The 15,428-nt window shown below is 33.7% G+C and carries 12 protein-coding genes and 2 pseudogenes; 9 read left to right on the plus strand and 5 right to left on the minus strand.

Annotation, left to right across the window (positions count from 1 at the left end; translation table 11 throughout):
- The first annotated feature begins 153 nt into the window (after positions 1 to 153).
- Positions 154 to 1,098, plus strand: coding sequence for a tRNA (adenosine(37)-N6)-dimethylallyltransferase MiaA (miaA, locus tag JM172_RS12940; RefSeq protein ID WP_214482766.1), 945 nt, complete (start codon positions 154 to 156; stop codon positions 1,096 to 1,098).
- A gap of 41 nt (positions 1,099 to 1,139) precedes the next feature.
- Entirely contained in the window at positions 1,140 to 1,364 is a 225-nt protein-coding gene (gene hfq, locus JM172_RS12945; protein ID WP_214482767.1) for an RNA chaperone Hfq, read from the plus strand.
- 576 nt (positions 1,365 to 1,940) lie between these two features.
- Here the strand turns inward: hfq and JM172_RS12950 are convergent.
- The gene (locus tag JM172_RS12950) at positions 1,941 to 2,192 is read right to left on the minus strand and encodes a hypothetical protein (protein WP_214482768.1); all 252 of its coding nucleotides are present in this window, start codon (positions 2,190 to 2,192) and stop codon (positions 1,941 to 1,943) included.
- A gap of 100 nt (positions 2,193 to 2,292) precedes the next feature.
- Positions 2,293 to 2,821 (minus strand): annotated as a pseudogene (locus JM172_RS12955) (IS1595 family transposase); the annotation flags it as partial.
- Positions 2,822 to 3,287: 466 nt separating this feature from the next.
- Between JM172_RS12955 and spoVK the strand changes: the two are divergent.
- Positions 3,288 to 4,235, plus strand: coding sequence for a stage V sporulation protein K (gene spoVK, locus JM172_RS12960; protein WP_214482769.1), 948 nt, complete (start codon positions 3,288 to 3,290; stop codon positions 4,233 to 4,235).
- Positions 4,236 to 4,569: 334 nt separating this feature from the next.
- Here spoVK and JM172_RS12965 read toward each other — a convergent pair whose 3' ends face one another.
- Complete coding sequence (locus tag JM172_RS12965) at positions 4,570 to 6,021, minus strand: suppressor of fused domain protein (protein WP_214482770.1); 1,452 nt, start codon at positions 6,019 to 6,021, stop codon at positions 4,570 to 4,572.
- A gap of 497 nt (positions 6,022 to 6,518) precedes the next feature.
- Between JM172_RS12965 and hflX the strand changes: the two genes are divergently transcribed.
- From hflX to glnA, 4 genes are all read left to right on the plus strand, one after another.
- Positions 6,519 to 7,778 (plus strand): GTPase HflX, encoded by a 1,260-nt coding sequence (hflX, locus tag JM172_RS12970; RefSeq protein ID WP_352223451.1) that lies wholly within the window; start codon positions 6,519 to 6,521, stop codon positions 7,776 to 7,778.
- A gap of 13 nt (positions 7,779 to 7,791) precedes the next feature.
- Entirely contained in the window at positions 7,792 to 9,063 is a 1,272-nt protein-coding gene (locus JM172_RS12975; protein ID WP_214482772.1) for a methionine gamma-lyase family protein, read from the plus strand.
- A gap of 125 nt (positions 9,064 to 9,188) precedes the next feature.
- On the plus strand, positions 9,189 to 9,590 hold the full coding sequence (locus JM172_RS12980) for a MerR family transcriptional regulator (RefSeq protein ID WP_214482773.1): 402 nt from the start codon (positions 9,189 to 9,191) through the stop codon (positions 9,588 to 9,590).
- A gap of 122 nt (positions 9,591 to 9,712) precedes the next feature.
- Positions 9,713 to 11,047: a type I glutamate--ammonia ligase gene (gene glnA / locus JM172_RS12985; RefSeq protein WP_214482774.1), complete on the plus strand. Its 1,335-nt coding sequence runs from the start codon at positions 9,713 to 9,715 to the stop codon at positions 11,045 to 11,047.
- Between the two features lie 117 nt (positions 11,048 to 11,164).
- Here the strand turns inward: glnA and JM172_RS12990 are convergent.
- A pseudogene (locus JM172_RS12990) lies at positions 11,165 to 12,253 on the minus strand (tyrosine-type recombinase/integrase).
- Positions 12,254 to 12,880: 627 nt separating this feature from the next.
- Here JM172_RS12990 and JM172_RS12995 point away from each other — a divergent pair.
- A complete protein-coding gene (locus JM172_RS12995) occupies positions 12,881 to 13,612 on the plus strand; it encodes a hypothetical protein (RefSeq protein ID WP_214482775.1) in 732 nt (243 codons plus the stop codon).
- A 580-nt stretch (positions 13,613 to 14,192) separates the two neighbouring features.
- Complete coding sequence (locus tag JM172_RS25170) at positions 14,193 to 14,327, plus strand: hypothetical protein (protein ID WP_284730456.1); 135 nt, start codon at positions 14,193 to 14,195, stop codon at positions 14,325 to 14,327.
- Between the two features lie 198 nt (positions 14,328 to 14,525).
- Here the strand turns inward: JM172_RS25170 and JM172_RS13000 are convergent, their stop codons facing one another.
- On the minus strand, positions 14,526 to 14,984 hold the full coding sequence (locus JM172_RS13000; protein WP_214482776.1) for a hypothetical protein: 459 nt from the start codon (positions 14,982 to 14,984) through the stop codon (positions 14,526 to 14,528).
- Positions 14,985 to 15,428: the final 444 nt, after the last annotated feature.

The following is a 15,428-nucleotide window of genomic DNA, read 5'->3' on the forward strand; positions in this document are numbered from 1 at the left end:
AACGAAAGCGTTATCATGTCTGGAGATTATAAAATTATTGTGTAGAGTTGTTAAAAAGTATTCATTTTTGGTTATACTATATGAATGTTTAATTAACAAAATTGGATATGTTATGATTTGACTGCAATAGATATAGAAAGTAGTGATCATTAGTTGAATGAAACAGAACAAAAAGTTGTTGTGATTGTAGGTCCGACAGCTGTTGGAAAAACAAAATTAAGCATAGAGCTAGCGAAAAAGTTAAATGGGGAGATTATTAGTGGTGACTCTATGCAAATATATCGGGGAATGGATATTGGTACTGCAAAAATAAAACAAGAAGAGATGGAAGGGATCGAGCATCATTTAATTGATATTAAAGATCCTCATGAATCTTTTTCTGTAGCAGAATTTCAAATGATCGTTCGAAGTTTAATTAGCGATATCCAGTCACGAGGGAAGCTTCCGATGATTGTAGGAGGTACTGGTTTATACATTCAAGCGGTTTTGTATGATTACCAATTCTCCAGTCAACCGACTGACCTTTCATATCGTAATCGCTTACAAGCAAAAGCTGATAATGGTGAATCACATTCGTTATATAATGAACTAAAAAAAGTTGATCCACTCAGTATTGAACGGATTCACCCACATAATGTGAGACGCGTTATACGCGCACTTGAAGTTTACCATGTGACGGGTAAACCAATGTCTGAGTTGCAACAAGACCAGAAACAAGATATATTATATGATAATGCACTTATCGGCTTAACGATGGATCGAGCAAAATTATATGAAAGAATCAATGCACGCGTGGACCTTATGTTTGATCAAGGTCTTGTGAATGAAGCTCACGATCTTTATGAAAGAGGCATAAGGGATTGCCAATCAATTCAAGCGATAGGTTATAAAGAACTATATGAGCATTTTGACGGCAAAATAACGTTAGCAGATGCGAAAGATAGCTTAAAGCAAAATTCACGACGGTATGCCAAACGACAGTTAACGTGGTTTAGAAACAAGATGGACATTGAATGGTTTGATATGACTGATACTAGTCATCTTAATGAAAAGTTAACGGATATTTTCGATTACATAGCAGGAAAGCTCAAACTTTAAGCGAATAATTATGTATATATAGAAAAGAGGAGGACGAAATTATGAAGCAATCAATTAATATTCAAGATCAATTTTTAAATCAAGTTAGAAAAGATGGAGCATTTGTAACAGTTTTCTTATTAAATGGATTTCAATTGAGAGGACAAATAAAAGGATTTGATAATTTTACTGTTTTGCTTGAGACAGAAGGCAAACAGCAATTAATTTATAAACATGCGATTTCAACCTTTGCACCTCAAAAAAATATTCAAATAGATTTTGAATAAATTGTAAGAATAACCTACTAATTAACGTAGGTTATTTTTTTTGAACGAGCTGTTATCGTAATGATTGTTGTTTTTCTACTAAGGAATAAGCAAGCATACATAGGTTTCACGATATCTTTATCGAATGATAAATTATTGCTTTTCACATTCATTAATGGAGATGTGCTATGAAAAATAATAAAATAGCACTGTACGTTTCTTTAATAGTATGTATTAGTAGGATTTCCGATGCTTTTTCTCTTTACCTTTATTTTCAGGATACTGAGGTTTTCTAGTTGGAGTATTCCACCTTCCTTGACTGCGGGACTTCCTGGTTTGATGACCACTCTTAATCAAATTAAAAAGAGGGAAGTCATGGTTAAAGATGAAGCCTGTTTATGACATATTAGGGGTGTTTAAGTTATGCATCTAAATGCAATGTTAAAAATTCACCACAATAACTGAACTAATGAGACCGTTATCATGGTCTCATTTTTTTTATGGCTGTGTTAATCTTAAAGTTGAATTGAATAAAATTTATGGAAGCCCCCACTATAAGATTTTCCTGTTTATTTTACTTCAAAAAGTCTACCATACTTACATTGGAAAATACCCCTTTGTCACATAAACAAATATTAAAACAGGAACAAAACTAAAGACCACGAATAAATTGCTTAATGCTATCAATCTATTTTTAGATAAATAGCCTACATAAAATCCTATTGGGTTAAGAAATAACGTTAACACCCCATAAGGTTCTTGGATGTTAAATACTAAATAAGGAACCCAAGAAAGAAGGCCGATAAGAAAAATGGTAACAGAAAGCCCAAAATATATTTTTGTTTTCAAAGCGACGTGACTCAATAGTCACGACACCACCTTTTTACAGAATTAGTTTTTTTAATCTACAATCATTCGTTCTTTGGAGTTTATTTATTGTATGTATCAATTAATTTTTTTCATATCCTAATGAACGCTTGTTCTGATAATCAACTCGTTGAGACTTGAATTTTGTCAAGCGTAAACTATCATAAGTGTCTGTCATTTCAAATACAAATGATGTTAATAAAAAGTCATTATTATTGTGCTCTGTACTTTCGTTACTACGACTATCAACAAATAAGAACTAAGTAAGGGAGTAATCAAGATACTTTGAAGCTACACCCTTAAAACGGACAATCCATTATTTCATACGAGAATGGAGACTATTTACATATTGAATATGGTATAGACCTTTAATAACGTGTATACCATCATTAGCTTTAATTCTATAATGTTCTAATCCTTTTTCTTTGGCATATGTTTTATAGGCTCTCCAAGCGTATGTGACGAGTACGTTGTCAGGTGTCAGCTTAGAACCAATCATAATATCAATCTGTGTATTCACAACACGCCCCCATACAAGCAACCATGGAGACAGTTGCTTTCGAGCGATCTCTGGCAACAAGTACTAAAACCTGTTCGAGACTAAATCCTCTGAGGGTCAAAAATAATTTAACACTTTGTTTGATATATTAGCCTTAAAAAGTTAGTTGTTATAGGTTCTGGTGTGGATTGAATTAAAGTAGTAAAAATAAATCGATACTCTTACCCATCCTTTTATATGTTTCACCAATGTTCTTACAGATGTAACCGAGACTATCTTATTGAAATCCTTAGTTCTAACTGGAATAAACTGCTATTTACTATGTTGCCTGTACAAAACATAATAAACCTTAATGTCATTTTATTTTATAGATTTAAGTTTGACAAATTAGACGGGTTAATAGTTGATAATGAATTTAAGAAAAAATTGCAGAAATTTGTTAATAAGCTATAAACAAAATATACCACCTTTCCTTTGCTATTACAGTTAATATGATTCCATATGGAGTTTTGTTATAGGCATTTGTCACAATTTTATTTTTCGTACGTATACTAGTAATGAATGTGAGGTGAAATCGCTTGAATCAACCTATGACGATGAAAAATAATGGTCAAATCAATATTATACTTAATAATCAACAAAAGAAAATTGAGGTTAAACGACATCAACAAACTGATGTATATAATAAGCCGTTCCCTTCTCAACATAATATACTTAAAGAAATTGAAGATGAGCTCCTTTCTCTTGTCGGAATGGAAGAAATCAAACGGATTGTTAAAGAAATATATGCATGGATTTTTATTAACAAGAAACGTGAGGAAGAGGGGCTAAAACCAGGTAAACAAGTGCTGCATATGATGTTCAAAGGTAATCCTGGAACGGGAAAAACAACTGTTGCCAGATTATTAGGAAAACTATTTGTTCGTATGAATGTGTTATCGAAAGGACATCTGATTGAGGCTGAGAGGGCAGATTTAGTAGGAGAATATATTGGGCATACTGCACAAAAAACTCGCGAGCTTATTAAGCGTGCTATGGGAGGAATCTTATTTATAGATGAGGCTTACTCACTTGCTCGAGGTGGGGAAAAAGATTTTGGTAAAGAAGCAATTGATACATTAGTCAAGCATATGGAAGACAAACAAAATGAATTTATTTTAATTCTAGCTGGGTATTCAAAGGAAATGGAGCATTTTTTATCGCTCAATCCGGGTCTATATTCTAGGTTCCCATTAGTTATAGATTTTCCAGACTATACTGTTGACCAATTGATGGAAATCGCTTCAAGAATGATCTCCGAAAGAGATTATACATTTCACCAAGAAGCTGAGTGGAAATTACGCAATCATTTACTATCTATTAGAAACTCATTACATCCTGCTTCTTTTAGTAATGGACGTTATGTTAGAAACGTAATAGAAAAGTCAGTTCGTGTTCAAGCAATGAGGTTGTTATTTCAAGAAGAACTCGATAGAAAACAGCTAATGACCATTAATAGTGAGGACTTATTAATTAGTGATATATAACTGTAATTGTTTTAGGTTAATAAAAAATAGAGGGTGATACGTTATTTTAGCACTACGCATCATCCTCATTTTTTATTAATATGTAATAAGGTTTTATTTATCTAACAAAGTACACATTTATAAATCTGTATAGAATTCATATTAAATGCAAATTTAATACGGTAGTAACAGAAAGAAAGCTACTTCCTATAGAGAGTTTTTTGCGTACCAAGTTATAAGCGCGTATCCATCTAGTGGTCGTGGCATCTTTTCTTCTCATAAGATAGATTCAATCATTTTTTAAAAATAGTTTCTAAACTATTACAATAAAAGAACAAAAGGTAATGAAAGAGCCTTAATAAAAACCAATTTTTTGTGAATCCTGTTGATCCTCTTGTTTGAAGCTTATATTTTCAAGGTCAGTAAGTAAACTTTTTCTAGTAGGGTTGAAAACATGAGGAATTTCATTGTTCTGCATTAACAATGATTTCTCTTCACTTGCTAATAGATAGGTTATTTCATCGGAATACAAAGGAAGAACATTAAAGAAATGGACCTTCTTTTGTACATTTATATCAACTTCAAAAAATTCTCTATCAAACAACAAAGGAGGAAGTAATATAGATCCTGTCATCTTTATATTGTTTGTAAAAGGCTCCGCCGGATCTTGAAGATTGATACTCCACAAAGACAGTGGCTCCTTATCTTTATTTAAGTGAGGGTATTTAGCAAGGTGTTTAAGTAATCGGAGTGGAAAGTAATTATCCTCGTTTGTGAATCCTTCGTCAGACACTTCCCAATTTGCTGGGACCGAAATCATTAGTTCACTATATTTCCAACCATCCGGTAATTCATTTATAGGTAGGTCGCTCATTCCCATCGTAATAAAAGTATGGAATGGTTTATCTTTAGTGGCACCTATATGATATATATCGATGCTAACAGTGTCAGTAACTTCTTCTACATATTGATTTTTGATCTCCCCTATGTATGTCTCAATATGGTATTCAATTATGTCCCTAGCATCTATATCTATAGGGTGCGAAGAAAGTAAGCTGTCTGTTTCCCAAGGAATTTTAACCCAAGGACTTAAAGGGTTTTCTAGCAACCAATTTAACGTTTTATGATATCTTTTCTCCATTTTTTTATTTAAGCTTACTTGTTGCATCCAAAAAGTTGCACCTGTCATAAAACTTTCTGCATACTCTTTCCAGCCTGAAAACATGTTGGCTGCTTTGAAAGATATTTTTTTCAATAGCACCTTGCCTTCATCTTCTGTAATATAACCGAACGCGACACCATCACATACTAACATAGCTTCACGAGCAAAATCGAATGCAGCTGCCTCGATATGCATGTTATTTGTTTTTGTTTCATACTGAAAGCGGTGCCCTTCATATTTAAGCCAGTGAATTTGTTTTAACAATGTTCCTCTATCATAGATTCCCCATTCATCTTTAAATTTCTTTTTAAGAAATTCTAGTTTATCCTCAGGCAAGACTTCTGTAAACAAATATACTGAATTATCTTCATTCCAATCTAATTGTAAAATTGGACCATGCATATAAATTTCTACAAACATTGCCTTTAAGGCGATTCCAAATCTTTCTTCATCAGATTTTTGGTATGCTTGACTCCACAATGCCTCATATGTCTTTTCATGTTCGTCTTCTTCATGTATTAACTCTTCTTTGGCTTCTTCTACACCTTCCTTTATGCCTTCTCTAACTCCCTCCAGAATAGTTTTTCCTACTTTCCAAACGATAATAAGACCAATGATTGCTGCTACAATCCATTTGATTGCCATGACTGTTATATCTCCTCTCTGTTATTTTTATTAGGCTGTGTTCGTATCAAGTTGTTGTCTTTCATACTAAAACAGAAGCACGCATTCGGTTAGTCTAGATTTTTTGTCTTCTTTAGACAGTTAGTATACGGTATGATCATTATGTAACTGTCAAATTTAGTTAAATAGTAAACAAGTATACGAAAAGAGCCTAGAATTATTTAACCGAAAGCTCGTCTAATATTTTTACGGGTGAATAAAAATAATAGAGCAAGATTGAATATATATACTATATATTCTGAATTTTATAATAACAAATTATTAATACCAAAATCTACAAGGAAATAGTCACGCATTACTAATACTAAAGTCTTATTTTTTCTATTGATATTCCATATTACATGCGAAAACAAACATATATTAACTCATTTCAAATATGTTCGTGAAAAGTCTCTAGTTTTGATATGATAAAAAAGAGTGTTAATTATTATAAAAGGGAAGGTACATGGAGTTTGAATATAACTACAAATAAAACCGCTGAAACAGCAATTTTAGTTGGATGTCAATTGCCCAATTTAAATGATGAAAGATTTATGTTTTCGATGGAGGAACTTGCATCTTTAACAAAAACGGCGAATGGGACTGTGGAAGTTGTCGTTACACAGAAAAGAGAGAAAGTTCACCCTGCTACATACATAGGTAAAGGGAAAGTAGAAGAAATTGTAAATTTGGAAAGTGAAATGGAACCACAGATTATCATTTTTAATGATGAGCTGACACCTAGCCAAATTAGAAATTTAACAAAGTTATTTCAGGCGAGGGTAATTGATAGAACTCAACTAATTTTAGATATTTTTGCAATGAGGGCTAGATCACGTGAAGGGAAGCTCCAAGTTGAACTTGCACAATTACAATATTTATTACCTAGACTAGCTGGGCAAGGTATTTCTTTATCTAGGCTCGGGGGAGGAATTGGTACAAGAGGTCCAGGTGAAACGAAGCTCGAAACGGATAGAAGACACATCCATCGTCGAGTCGTTGAAATTAAGCAACAATTATCGTCGATCGTTCAGCATCGAGTGAGGTATCGTGAACGGAGAAAGAAAAACAATGCATTTCAATTATCTTTAGTAGGATATACGAATGCTGGAAAATCAACGCTTTTTAATCGTTTAACAGCAGCTGGTGCTTATGAAGAAAATGAGTTGTTTGCTACATTAGATCCTATGACGAGAAAGATGTCGATACCATCTGGGATGAATGTACTGCTCACGGATACCGTAGGATTTATACAAGATCTTCCTACCACATTAGTAGCTGCATTTAGATCTACATTAGAAGAGGTCAAAGATGCTGATGTACTTATACATGTAGTTGATTGTTCCAATCCAGATTATTTTAATCATGAACAAACTGTATATCAGTTAATAGAAGAGTTAGGCTTCGAAAATATTCCAGTCATAACCGTTTATAATAAGCGTGACAGTATTCATCCAGATTTTGTACCCTCATCAAATACAGAAGTTGTCACAATTAGTGCACATAACGACAATGATGTTATTAAACTGAAAGCTTGGCTCGAAAATCGTATAAAAGAGAATATGGTTAAATATCACGTGAAAATTCCAAGCCAAGACGGGAAATTACTGTCATCCATCAAAACGGATACGATTGTAACAGAGACAAAATATGATGAAAGAGAAGATGTTTATGAATGTACAGGATATGTATTATCTTCACATATCGCATTCGGTAAACTAAAGAAATATCAAGTTTAGAAAGGGAAGAAACATGTTTCATAACTTAAGTAACGGAGAGCAAATCTCCGACATAGTAAATATAGTAGAAGACAAAATACGTAATATCCATCATCAAATCGATCGGAATATAGAAGTGAATCAATATCGAGTACTTGAGAGTTTTCGTGGACATAAAATAAGTGATTCACATTTCACGCCCTCAACAGGTTATGGTTATGATGATGTTGGAAGAGATACGTTGGAGAAAGTATATGCACAAGTTTTTGGAGGCGAAGCTGGATTAGTTCGCCCACAAATCATATCAGGAACGCATGCCATTTCAATTGCATTATTTGGTGTGCTTAGGCCATTTGATGAGCTTTTGTATATAACTGGGAAGCCATATGATACTTTAGAGGAGATAGTAGGAATTAGAGGTTCAGGCGTAGGCTCTTTTAAAGAGTATCATATTGGGTATAACAGTATACCGTTAGCTACAGATGGCAAAATTGATTATAACAAAGTAAAAGAAGCGATAAATGAAAAAACTAAAATGATTGGTATTCAAAGATCTAAAGGATATGCAAATAGACCCTCGTTTTCGATAAGTGAGATTCAAGAAATGGTTCAATTTGTAAAATCGATTAATGAAGAAATCGTCGTTTTTGTTGATAATTGTTATGGTGAATTTGTAGAACCATTGGAGCCTTGTCATGTAGGTGCAGACTTAATTGCTGGATCGTTAATAAAAAATCCTGGTGGTGGTTTTGCTAAAACGGGTGGTTATATCGTAGGGAAGAAAACTCTTGTTGATGCATGCTCCTATCGAATGACTTCTCCTGGAATAGGTAGTGAAGCAGGAGCATCGTTACATAGTTTGCAAGAAATGTATCAGGGATTCTTTCTCGCTCCACACATTGTTGGTCAAGCTTTGAAAGGTGCTGTTTTTACATCAGCTTTCTTATCCGAAATCGGCATGAACACACATCCTAGCTGGAACAGTCATCGAACAGACCTTATTCAATCAGTCCAATTTGATAATAAAGAAATGATGATTGCATTTTGTCAGGCAATCCAATATTGTTCCCCAGTCAATTCTTATGTTACTCCGTACCCTAGCTATATGCCTGGTTATGAAGATGATGTGATCATGGCGGCTGGTACCTTTATACAAGGGTCTAGTATTGAACTATCAGCGGATGGGCCTTTGAGGCCACCATACGTAGCATACGTACAAGGGGGGCTAACATATGCTCACGTCAAGATAGCGGTTTGTTCGGCAATCAATCATTTGATTGAAAAAAATCTCCTCAAAATAGGCTAAATAAGAACAGAATGAACGAAAAGAAAATTGATGTAATTTATTGTGTTAGATTTTATGACATAGTGTTGACAAAAAACATAACATGGAATATACTGAATATAGTAATAAATGATGGAGGTATCATTATGGCTGATGAAATCAGAAGGTCCATGCCACTTTTTCCTATCGGAATTGTGATGCAGTTAACCGAATTAACAGCTAGGCAAATTCGATATTACGAAGAGCATGGATTAGTATCTCCGGCAAGAACCGAAGGGAATCGACGATTATTTTCTTTTAATGATGTTGACAAGCTATTAGAAATTAAAAATCTAATAGATCAAGGTGTCAATATGGCAGGGATTAAGAAATTATTTGCAGGCAATCAAGATGCAAAACCTGTACAAGAAAATGAAGTAGTTAAAGCGAACAAACAAGAACTATCTGAAGATGAACTGCGCAAGCTACTAAAAGCTGAACTGATGAATGCTGGAAAATACAATCGTACAACTCTGAGACAAGGAGATATGTCCCGATTTTTCCATTAATTAAAATGTGCATGCAACCGTTAGAAATAAGTAAAATATAGGTGAAATATATTCTTGAATGGATGCACTTCACCAATTTTTATTTAAATAAATTTTTTAAAATCAAGGGAGGAGCTTTTTTTATGGCAAAGTACACACGAGAAGACATTGTTAAGATGACTGAGGAGGAAAACGTTAGATATATAAGACTACAATTTACTGATTTATTAGGAACGATCAAAAATGTTGAAATCCCTACTAGTCAGTTAGAAAAAGCACTTGATAATAAAATGATGTTTGATGGATCTTCAATCGAAGGCTTCGTACGTATAGAAGAATCAGATATGTATTTATATCCTGACTTAGATACTTGGGTTGTATTCCCTTGGACATCTGAAAAAGGTAAAGTTGCACGTCTAATTTGTGATATTTACAATCCTGATGGTACTCCTTTTGAAGGAGATCCACGTAATAACTTAAAGCGTGTACTTAAAGAAATGGAAGAGCTAGGATTTACTGACTTTAATTTAGGAGCGGAACCAGAGTTTTTCTTATTTAAAGTTGATGAAAAGGGCGAACCAACTCTTGAATTAAATGATAAAGGTGGATACTTTGACTTAGCACCGACTGATTTAGGTGAAAATTGCCGCCGTGACATCGTTTTAGAATTAGAAGAAATGGGCTTTGATATTGAAGCATCTCACCATGAAGTAGCGCCAGGGCAACATGAAATCGACTTTAAATATGCTGGTGCGTTAAAAGCAGCTGATGATATTCAAACGTTCAAGCTTGTTGTAAAAACGATCGCTAGAAAGCACGGTTTACACGCAACATTCATGCCAAAACCACTTTACGGCGTAAACGGATCTGGAATGCATGCAAACCTTTCATTATTTGCTAATGGTGAAAACTCATTCTTTGACCCTACTGGCGACTTAGAGCTTAGTGAAACAGCTCGTCAATTTATCGCTGGTGTGATAAAACATGCACCAAACTTTACAGCTGTTACAAATCCAACAATCAACTCATATAAACGTTTAGTACCTGGTTATGAAGCTCCTGTATATGTCGCTTGGTCAGCTCGTAACCGTAGCCCATTAATCCGTATTCCTGCATCTAGAGGTATGAGCACACGTGTTGAAGTGCGAAGCGTTGACCCAAGTGCAAACCCATACCTTGCAATGTCAGTATTACTTGCAGCTGGATTAGATGGTATCAAAAACAAACTTACAGCTCCTGCACCAGTTGACAGAAACATCTATGTAATGAACAAAGCTGAGCGTTTAGAAGCTGGTATCGTAGACTTACCTGCAACACTAGAACATGCATTAGAAAACTTAAAGTCTGATGAAGTTATGACAGGTGCAATGGGTAAACATTTATTCGAGCACTTTGTAGAAGCTAAAGAAATTGAATGGGATATGTTCCGTACGCAAGTTCACCCTTGGGAACGTGACCAATACATGACTTTATACTAAAATTAAAATGTTGATTTAACAACGTTTATAGCAGTTACTTTGGTGGGTCAAGCAAAGCTGGGATTTAAAATTCCAGTGCTTGACCCACTTTTGACCCACAAAAACTCCAAAAAAAATTCACCCCAATAAATCATTCATATATTTTTCATACTTGTCCACCGAAGTATTTTCAAGCTTAGATGAAATATGAGAGTAAACATCCGAGGTAATTGTAATACTTTTGTGACCTAATCTTTCTTGAACGAATTTCATAGTTGCGCCTGATTCCAGTAATAAAACTGCATGAGTATGTCTTAGTCCATGGATTGGCATTTTTACTCATCCGGCTTTTTTTAGAATTCTCGAAAATGCATTAAAGAGAGTAGACTTAGGTAGAAAATTTCCATCTTCACGACAGAATACTAAATCTAATTCATGTTTAGACTCTTCATTAAAGACAATTTTGTTCTCATTGAGAACCTTCAGATAATTTGATAATTCCTTAACTAGAGACCCATTTATTTTTATTCTTCTTTCCGATTCATATGTTTTAGTTTCTCCGATGGCCTGAAAATCTAGAGATTTGTTTACATAGATATAGCCTTCTTTTAGGTCAATATCCTTTATTTGGAGAGCGGCAGCTTCACCTTTCCTCATACCTGTTTCTATTAGTGTTTTGAAAAACATATAGTAAATATGGCTATCTTTTCTAGCTACTTTTAGAAAATGTGAGATGTTTTCTGATTCGATGTATTGTAAATCTGACTTCTTTTTAGTTTTACTTTTTGGGATGGTCGCACCTTCACATGGATTATTGTCAATTTTTCTTAATGGGTGTACAGCCGTTTTCATAGCATTAAACATTGTAGTGTGTATAATTTCAATTGTCCTCTTACTATAACCCTGGTCATCTAAATAATTAAGAAATTTTTGGTATTTTAAAGGTGTGATATCTTTTAAATTTACTTCTTTAAAGTATGGTATAATCTTTGTTTTTACATTTCTTTCATGTAGAATATAAGTGTTCTTTCTTACATTATCTTTCTTATATTCGACTAACCATTCATGGAGATAGTTTTTCAAAGCAATTGGAGTATTATCCACCTCAATTCCATTGAGAACCTTTTTTTCAACTTCGTTTGCAGCTATTTGAGCCTCTTTTTTTGTTTTAAACCCACTTTTAGATAATTCATTTTTTTTCTTGGTGATGGGATCAGTATATCTAATTCAAAATTGCCATGTATTTCCTCGTTTTCGGAATTTAGCCATTTAAAGCCTCCTTTTTATTATATTTGTAAAAATATCCCATTATAGCAGTTGTGAATTATGTATTTAATTAAGGATAAAATGCAACTATTATATGAAATAGGGTCTTCTCATTTAAGTTACATCCATAAACCTTTAGCAGAGAATAAATATATTGAGTAGGAAACGGTCATTTACAATAAAATAACAATTTTATCGTGAATTAACACATTAACAACAAGAATTTAACAAATATTAACAAAACAGCACAAATTATTTCCTCACTCCCTACCCACACCAAAATATTAAGGAGTACAAAATTTTAAATACATGGCATTTGCATAATTGCATAACCTCACATAGCCTCTACTCTTCGGAGTAGGGGATTTTTTATTTTGCATCGAAAATACACATGCACGTGAATGAAAAGATAATTTTGTCTGAGGGCATTTCTAGTAACACTAGTAAAAAACTAATAATATCTAAAATATAAGCTTAAGTGACTAAATTGTCATTTTATAGTCACTGGAAAGTCATCTTAGATAAGTATATTTAAGTTGTATCAAACATTTAGATGAAATATCAGACCAAAGAAAGGATGTTTTTTAAATGAAGAATACAAAGAAATATATTGTAGCTGCGTCATTATCAGCATTATTACTAGGAGGAGGAGTCACAGCGCTTAATTCTGATGTGTTTGCTTCAAACTACAACACAAAACAAACATCTATTGAAGTATCGCAAGATTCGATCGTAAAAGCGAAAACATATGAAGATTTCAGAAATATTCAATATGAAGATTTTAATTTTGGTGAGTTTTATGGTGGTTTTAGTATTGATTATAATGAAGATGGGACGACAAAATTAACAAGTTTCACTGGGGAATACATTGTAGTGGATAATGGAGTTTTCGAAATATATTCATCTGAAGAAATTTTAAACCAGTTATTTGAAAATGAGCATACTGATGTATCAGCTGAAGGTGTTCAAGAGCTTAAGAAAAAAGAAGCTTCTATCATTCGTATGGATCCATGGGTGATGCTATATAATGAAATTGAAAGTAAGGATATTGATACTGAAGGGAAAACATTTGGGCAATTGTACGATGAAAGTGATTTAAAGAAGCTCGTAACACCTATAAACTATGTGTCGAAGGCAATGTATTATGGCCTAGAAGTAGATAATAAAACAATGGATGAAATTAAAGCTGAAGTTTTAGATTTTAATGCCTCCATAAAACTCATGGAAGAATCGAGAGATCTACCTTACGACCCAAATTGGTTAGTAGAAGCAGAAAAATGGTGGGTTGAAATCTTTGGAACTCAGCCTACAGATCAGTGAGGTTTACAGTGAAATAAAAGGGTAAATACCAACCTGTTAATAATATAAAATAGTTAAGAGGTGAGACCTTATTAAGGGTGTCGCCTTTTATCTATTATCATATAAAAAACTCCGCCATTAGTTAGGAGTGGAGTTTAAAGGTGATTCAGACATTTTATCTTATGTATAACCAGAAAAAGTGAATCTTGACCTATAAAAAGGTATGTAAACCCTCCCTGATCGTTCATGAATGGAGGAGACATCAGGGAGGGGAGAGTGATAATAAAGGGTGTACTTTATGGTATGTAATATATTTAATTTATCTTGTATTAATGTGATAGGTCAAATTAATCAATTTTTACGTAACACAATGTAAAAAGAGGTTGCTAAGGACTGAAAAATACTCCTTTTTGTTTGGAATTAAAAATACCACAATTTATTTGTATACATAAACCTTATATATCAGTGTGTTTACTTAGTAAACATAATAATTTATTACTTTAGCCACCATTATAAATGACTTAAGCCACTTGTTTAATTTTGGAAATATCCTTACGATAAATGTGTGAAAACAATAATAATGTACAAAGGAGGAAAATAAATGCGTAAGATTTTCGCGCTTGTAGTAACGCTAGGTCTTTTATTTTCTGCTAATGGAGTTTCAGCTGCGGTGAATAATGACGGAGTATTTACACCTGATTGTCATCATGAAGTTGAGAGATGCTTTCCAGAATAGATTAAATAACTTTGAGGTGGAATTTGATTTATAGGTTCCACCTTTATTACTAAACTAAATAGAAATTGTGTTGAACAACTTTTTGTCTCATTGATGGCACCAACAACACAGGAGAACATAAAATGTATTACACTGGCATTATGACATGAAAACTGCCCAACTCTTTATTGAATAGAGTAGGGCTATGCTTTTAATTTCTTATTTACCGTTTTGAAATGTAGAGACATTGATACATCGACACGTACTTGTAAGAATTAAAAATGCTGGTTCACATTTATTGTCTAAAATAGATAATCGATACGTATGACAACCTATAGGTGGTGTATCACATATTGTATAGCTTGGGGTTAATGTGAAAATGTCCTGTCTTTCATCTGACACAGGGTAACTACATAGTGTAATAGCATTCCCACCTGTTATGCGTTCGACTACATACAGAACGCCAAAAGCCTCTGGTCCATTAACATTTGCTTGTAAGTCTACCATAGTATCAATCTTTGCAACCCAATCCTTTTCTGTCACACTTATTGTATCTGTTGTTAATATTATAGGGACAAATACTGACCCTTCCATACCATCATTTAATGTAAATTCTTCAAATTGACAATTACAAAATATTTCATTGTTTTCTTTCCCTTTGCACTGACAGTCAGACATAGATTTTCCTTCCCTTCGAGTATTAAGATGTTATTAATTAGCGAATGCCTGACTACTTAAATGTGCAACTGACAACTGTCTACATTATAAAAATGTCATTTGTAAACACAATGATTATTGAGGTTATTAAAGGGCTGCAGTCAGTCCTTTTTTGTTTGCCTGAGTCAATATGGGCAACTATGGTATAATTGGAATACAATAGCGAATTTCTAAGGGTGGTCGGCTTCATTCCCCATGAGAGGGGGTGAGGCATATGACAGTATTTCAATCATTGATGTTTGCCGTGGCGTTTGCTGGGCTTGTCATTTCGATACTGTCTTTTAATAAAAACGATAAAAAATAGACCACCCTTCGTATCCTGATAAGATGAACTGAACCCATAAAGTTAGACATATATATTTAGGCAGCTTCTAAGGCATGCATTCGGTATTGAACCGGACTCAT

Source organism: Bacillus sp. SM2101 (assembly GCF_018588585.1).
GTDB classification, from domain to species: Bacteria; Bacillota; Bacilli; order Bacillales; family SM2101; genus Nanhaiella; species Nanhaiella sioensis.

What these genes read in the sequence shown, in the direction of transcription:
- JM172_RS12975 (WP_214482772.1), top strand. Translation starts at nt 7,792, where the DNA reads ATGTTTCATAACTTAAGTAACGGAGAGCAAATCTCCGACATAGTAAAT.
- glnA (WP_214482774.1), top strand. Translation starts at nt 9,713, where the DNA reads ATGGCAAAGTACACACGAGAAGACATTGTTAAGATGACTGAGGAGGAA.
- JM172_RS12965 (WP_214482770.1), bottom strand. Translation starts at nt 6,021, where the DNA reads ATGGCAATCAAATGGATTGTAGCAGCAATCATTGGTCTTATTATCGTT.
- hfq (WP_214482767.1), top strand. Translation starts at nt 1,140, where the DNA reads ATGAAGCAATCAATTAATATTCAAGATCAATTTTTAAATCAAGTTAGA.
- JM172_RS13000 (WP_214482776.1), bottom strand. Translation starts at nt 14,984, where the DNA reads ATGTCTGACTGTCAGTGCAAAGGGAAAGAAAACAATGAAATATTTTGT.
- JM172_RS12995 (WP_214482775.1), top strand. Translation starts at nt 12,881, where the DNA reads ATGAAGAATACAAAGAAATATATTGTAGCTGCGTCATTATCAGCATTA.
- JM172_RS12980 (WP_214482773.1), top strand. Translation starts at nt 9,189, where the DNA reads ATGGCTGATGAAATCAGAAGGTCCATGCCACTTTTTCCTATCGGAATT.
- JM172_RS25170 (WP_284730456.1), top strand. Translation starts at nt 14,193, where the DNA reads ATGCGTAAGATTTTCGCGCTTGTAGTAACGCTAGGTCTTTTATTTTCT.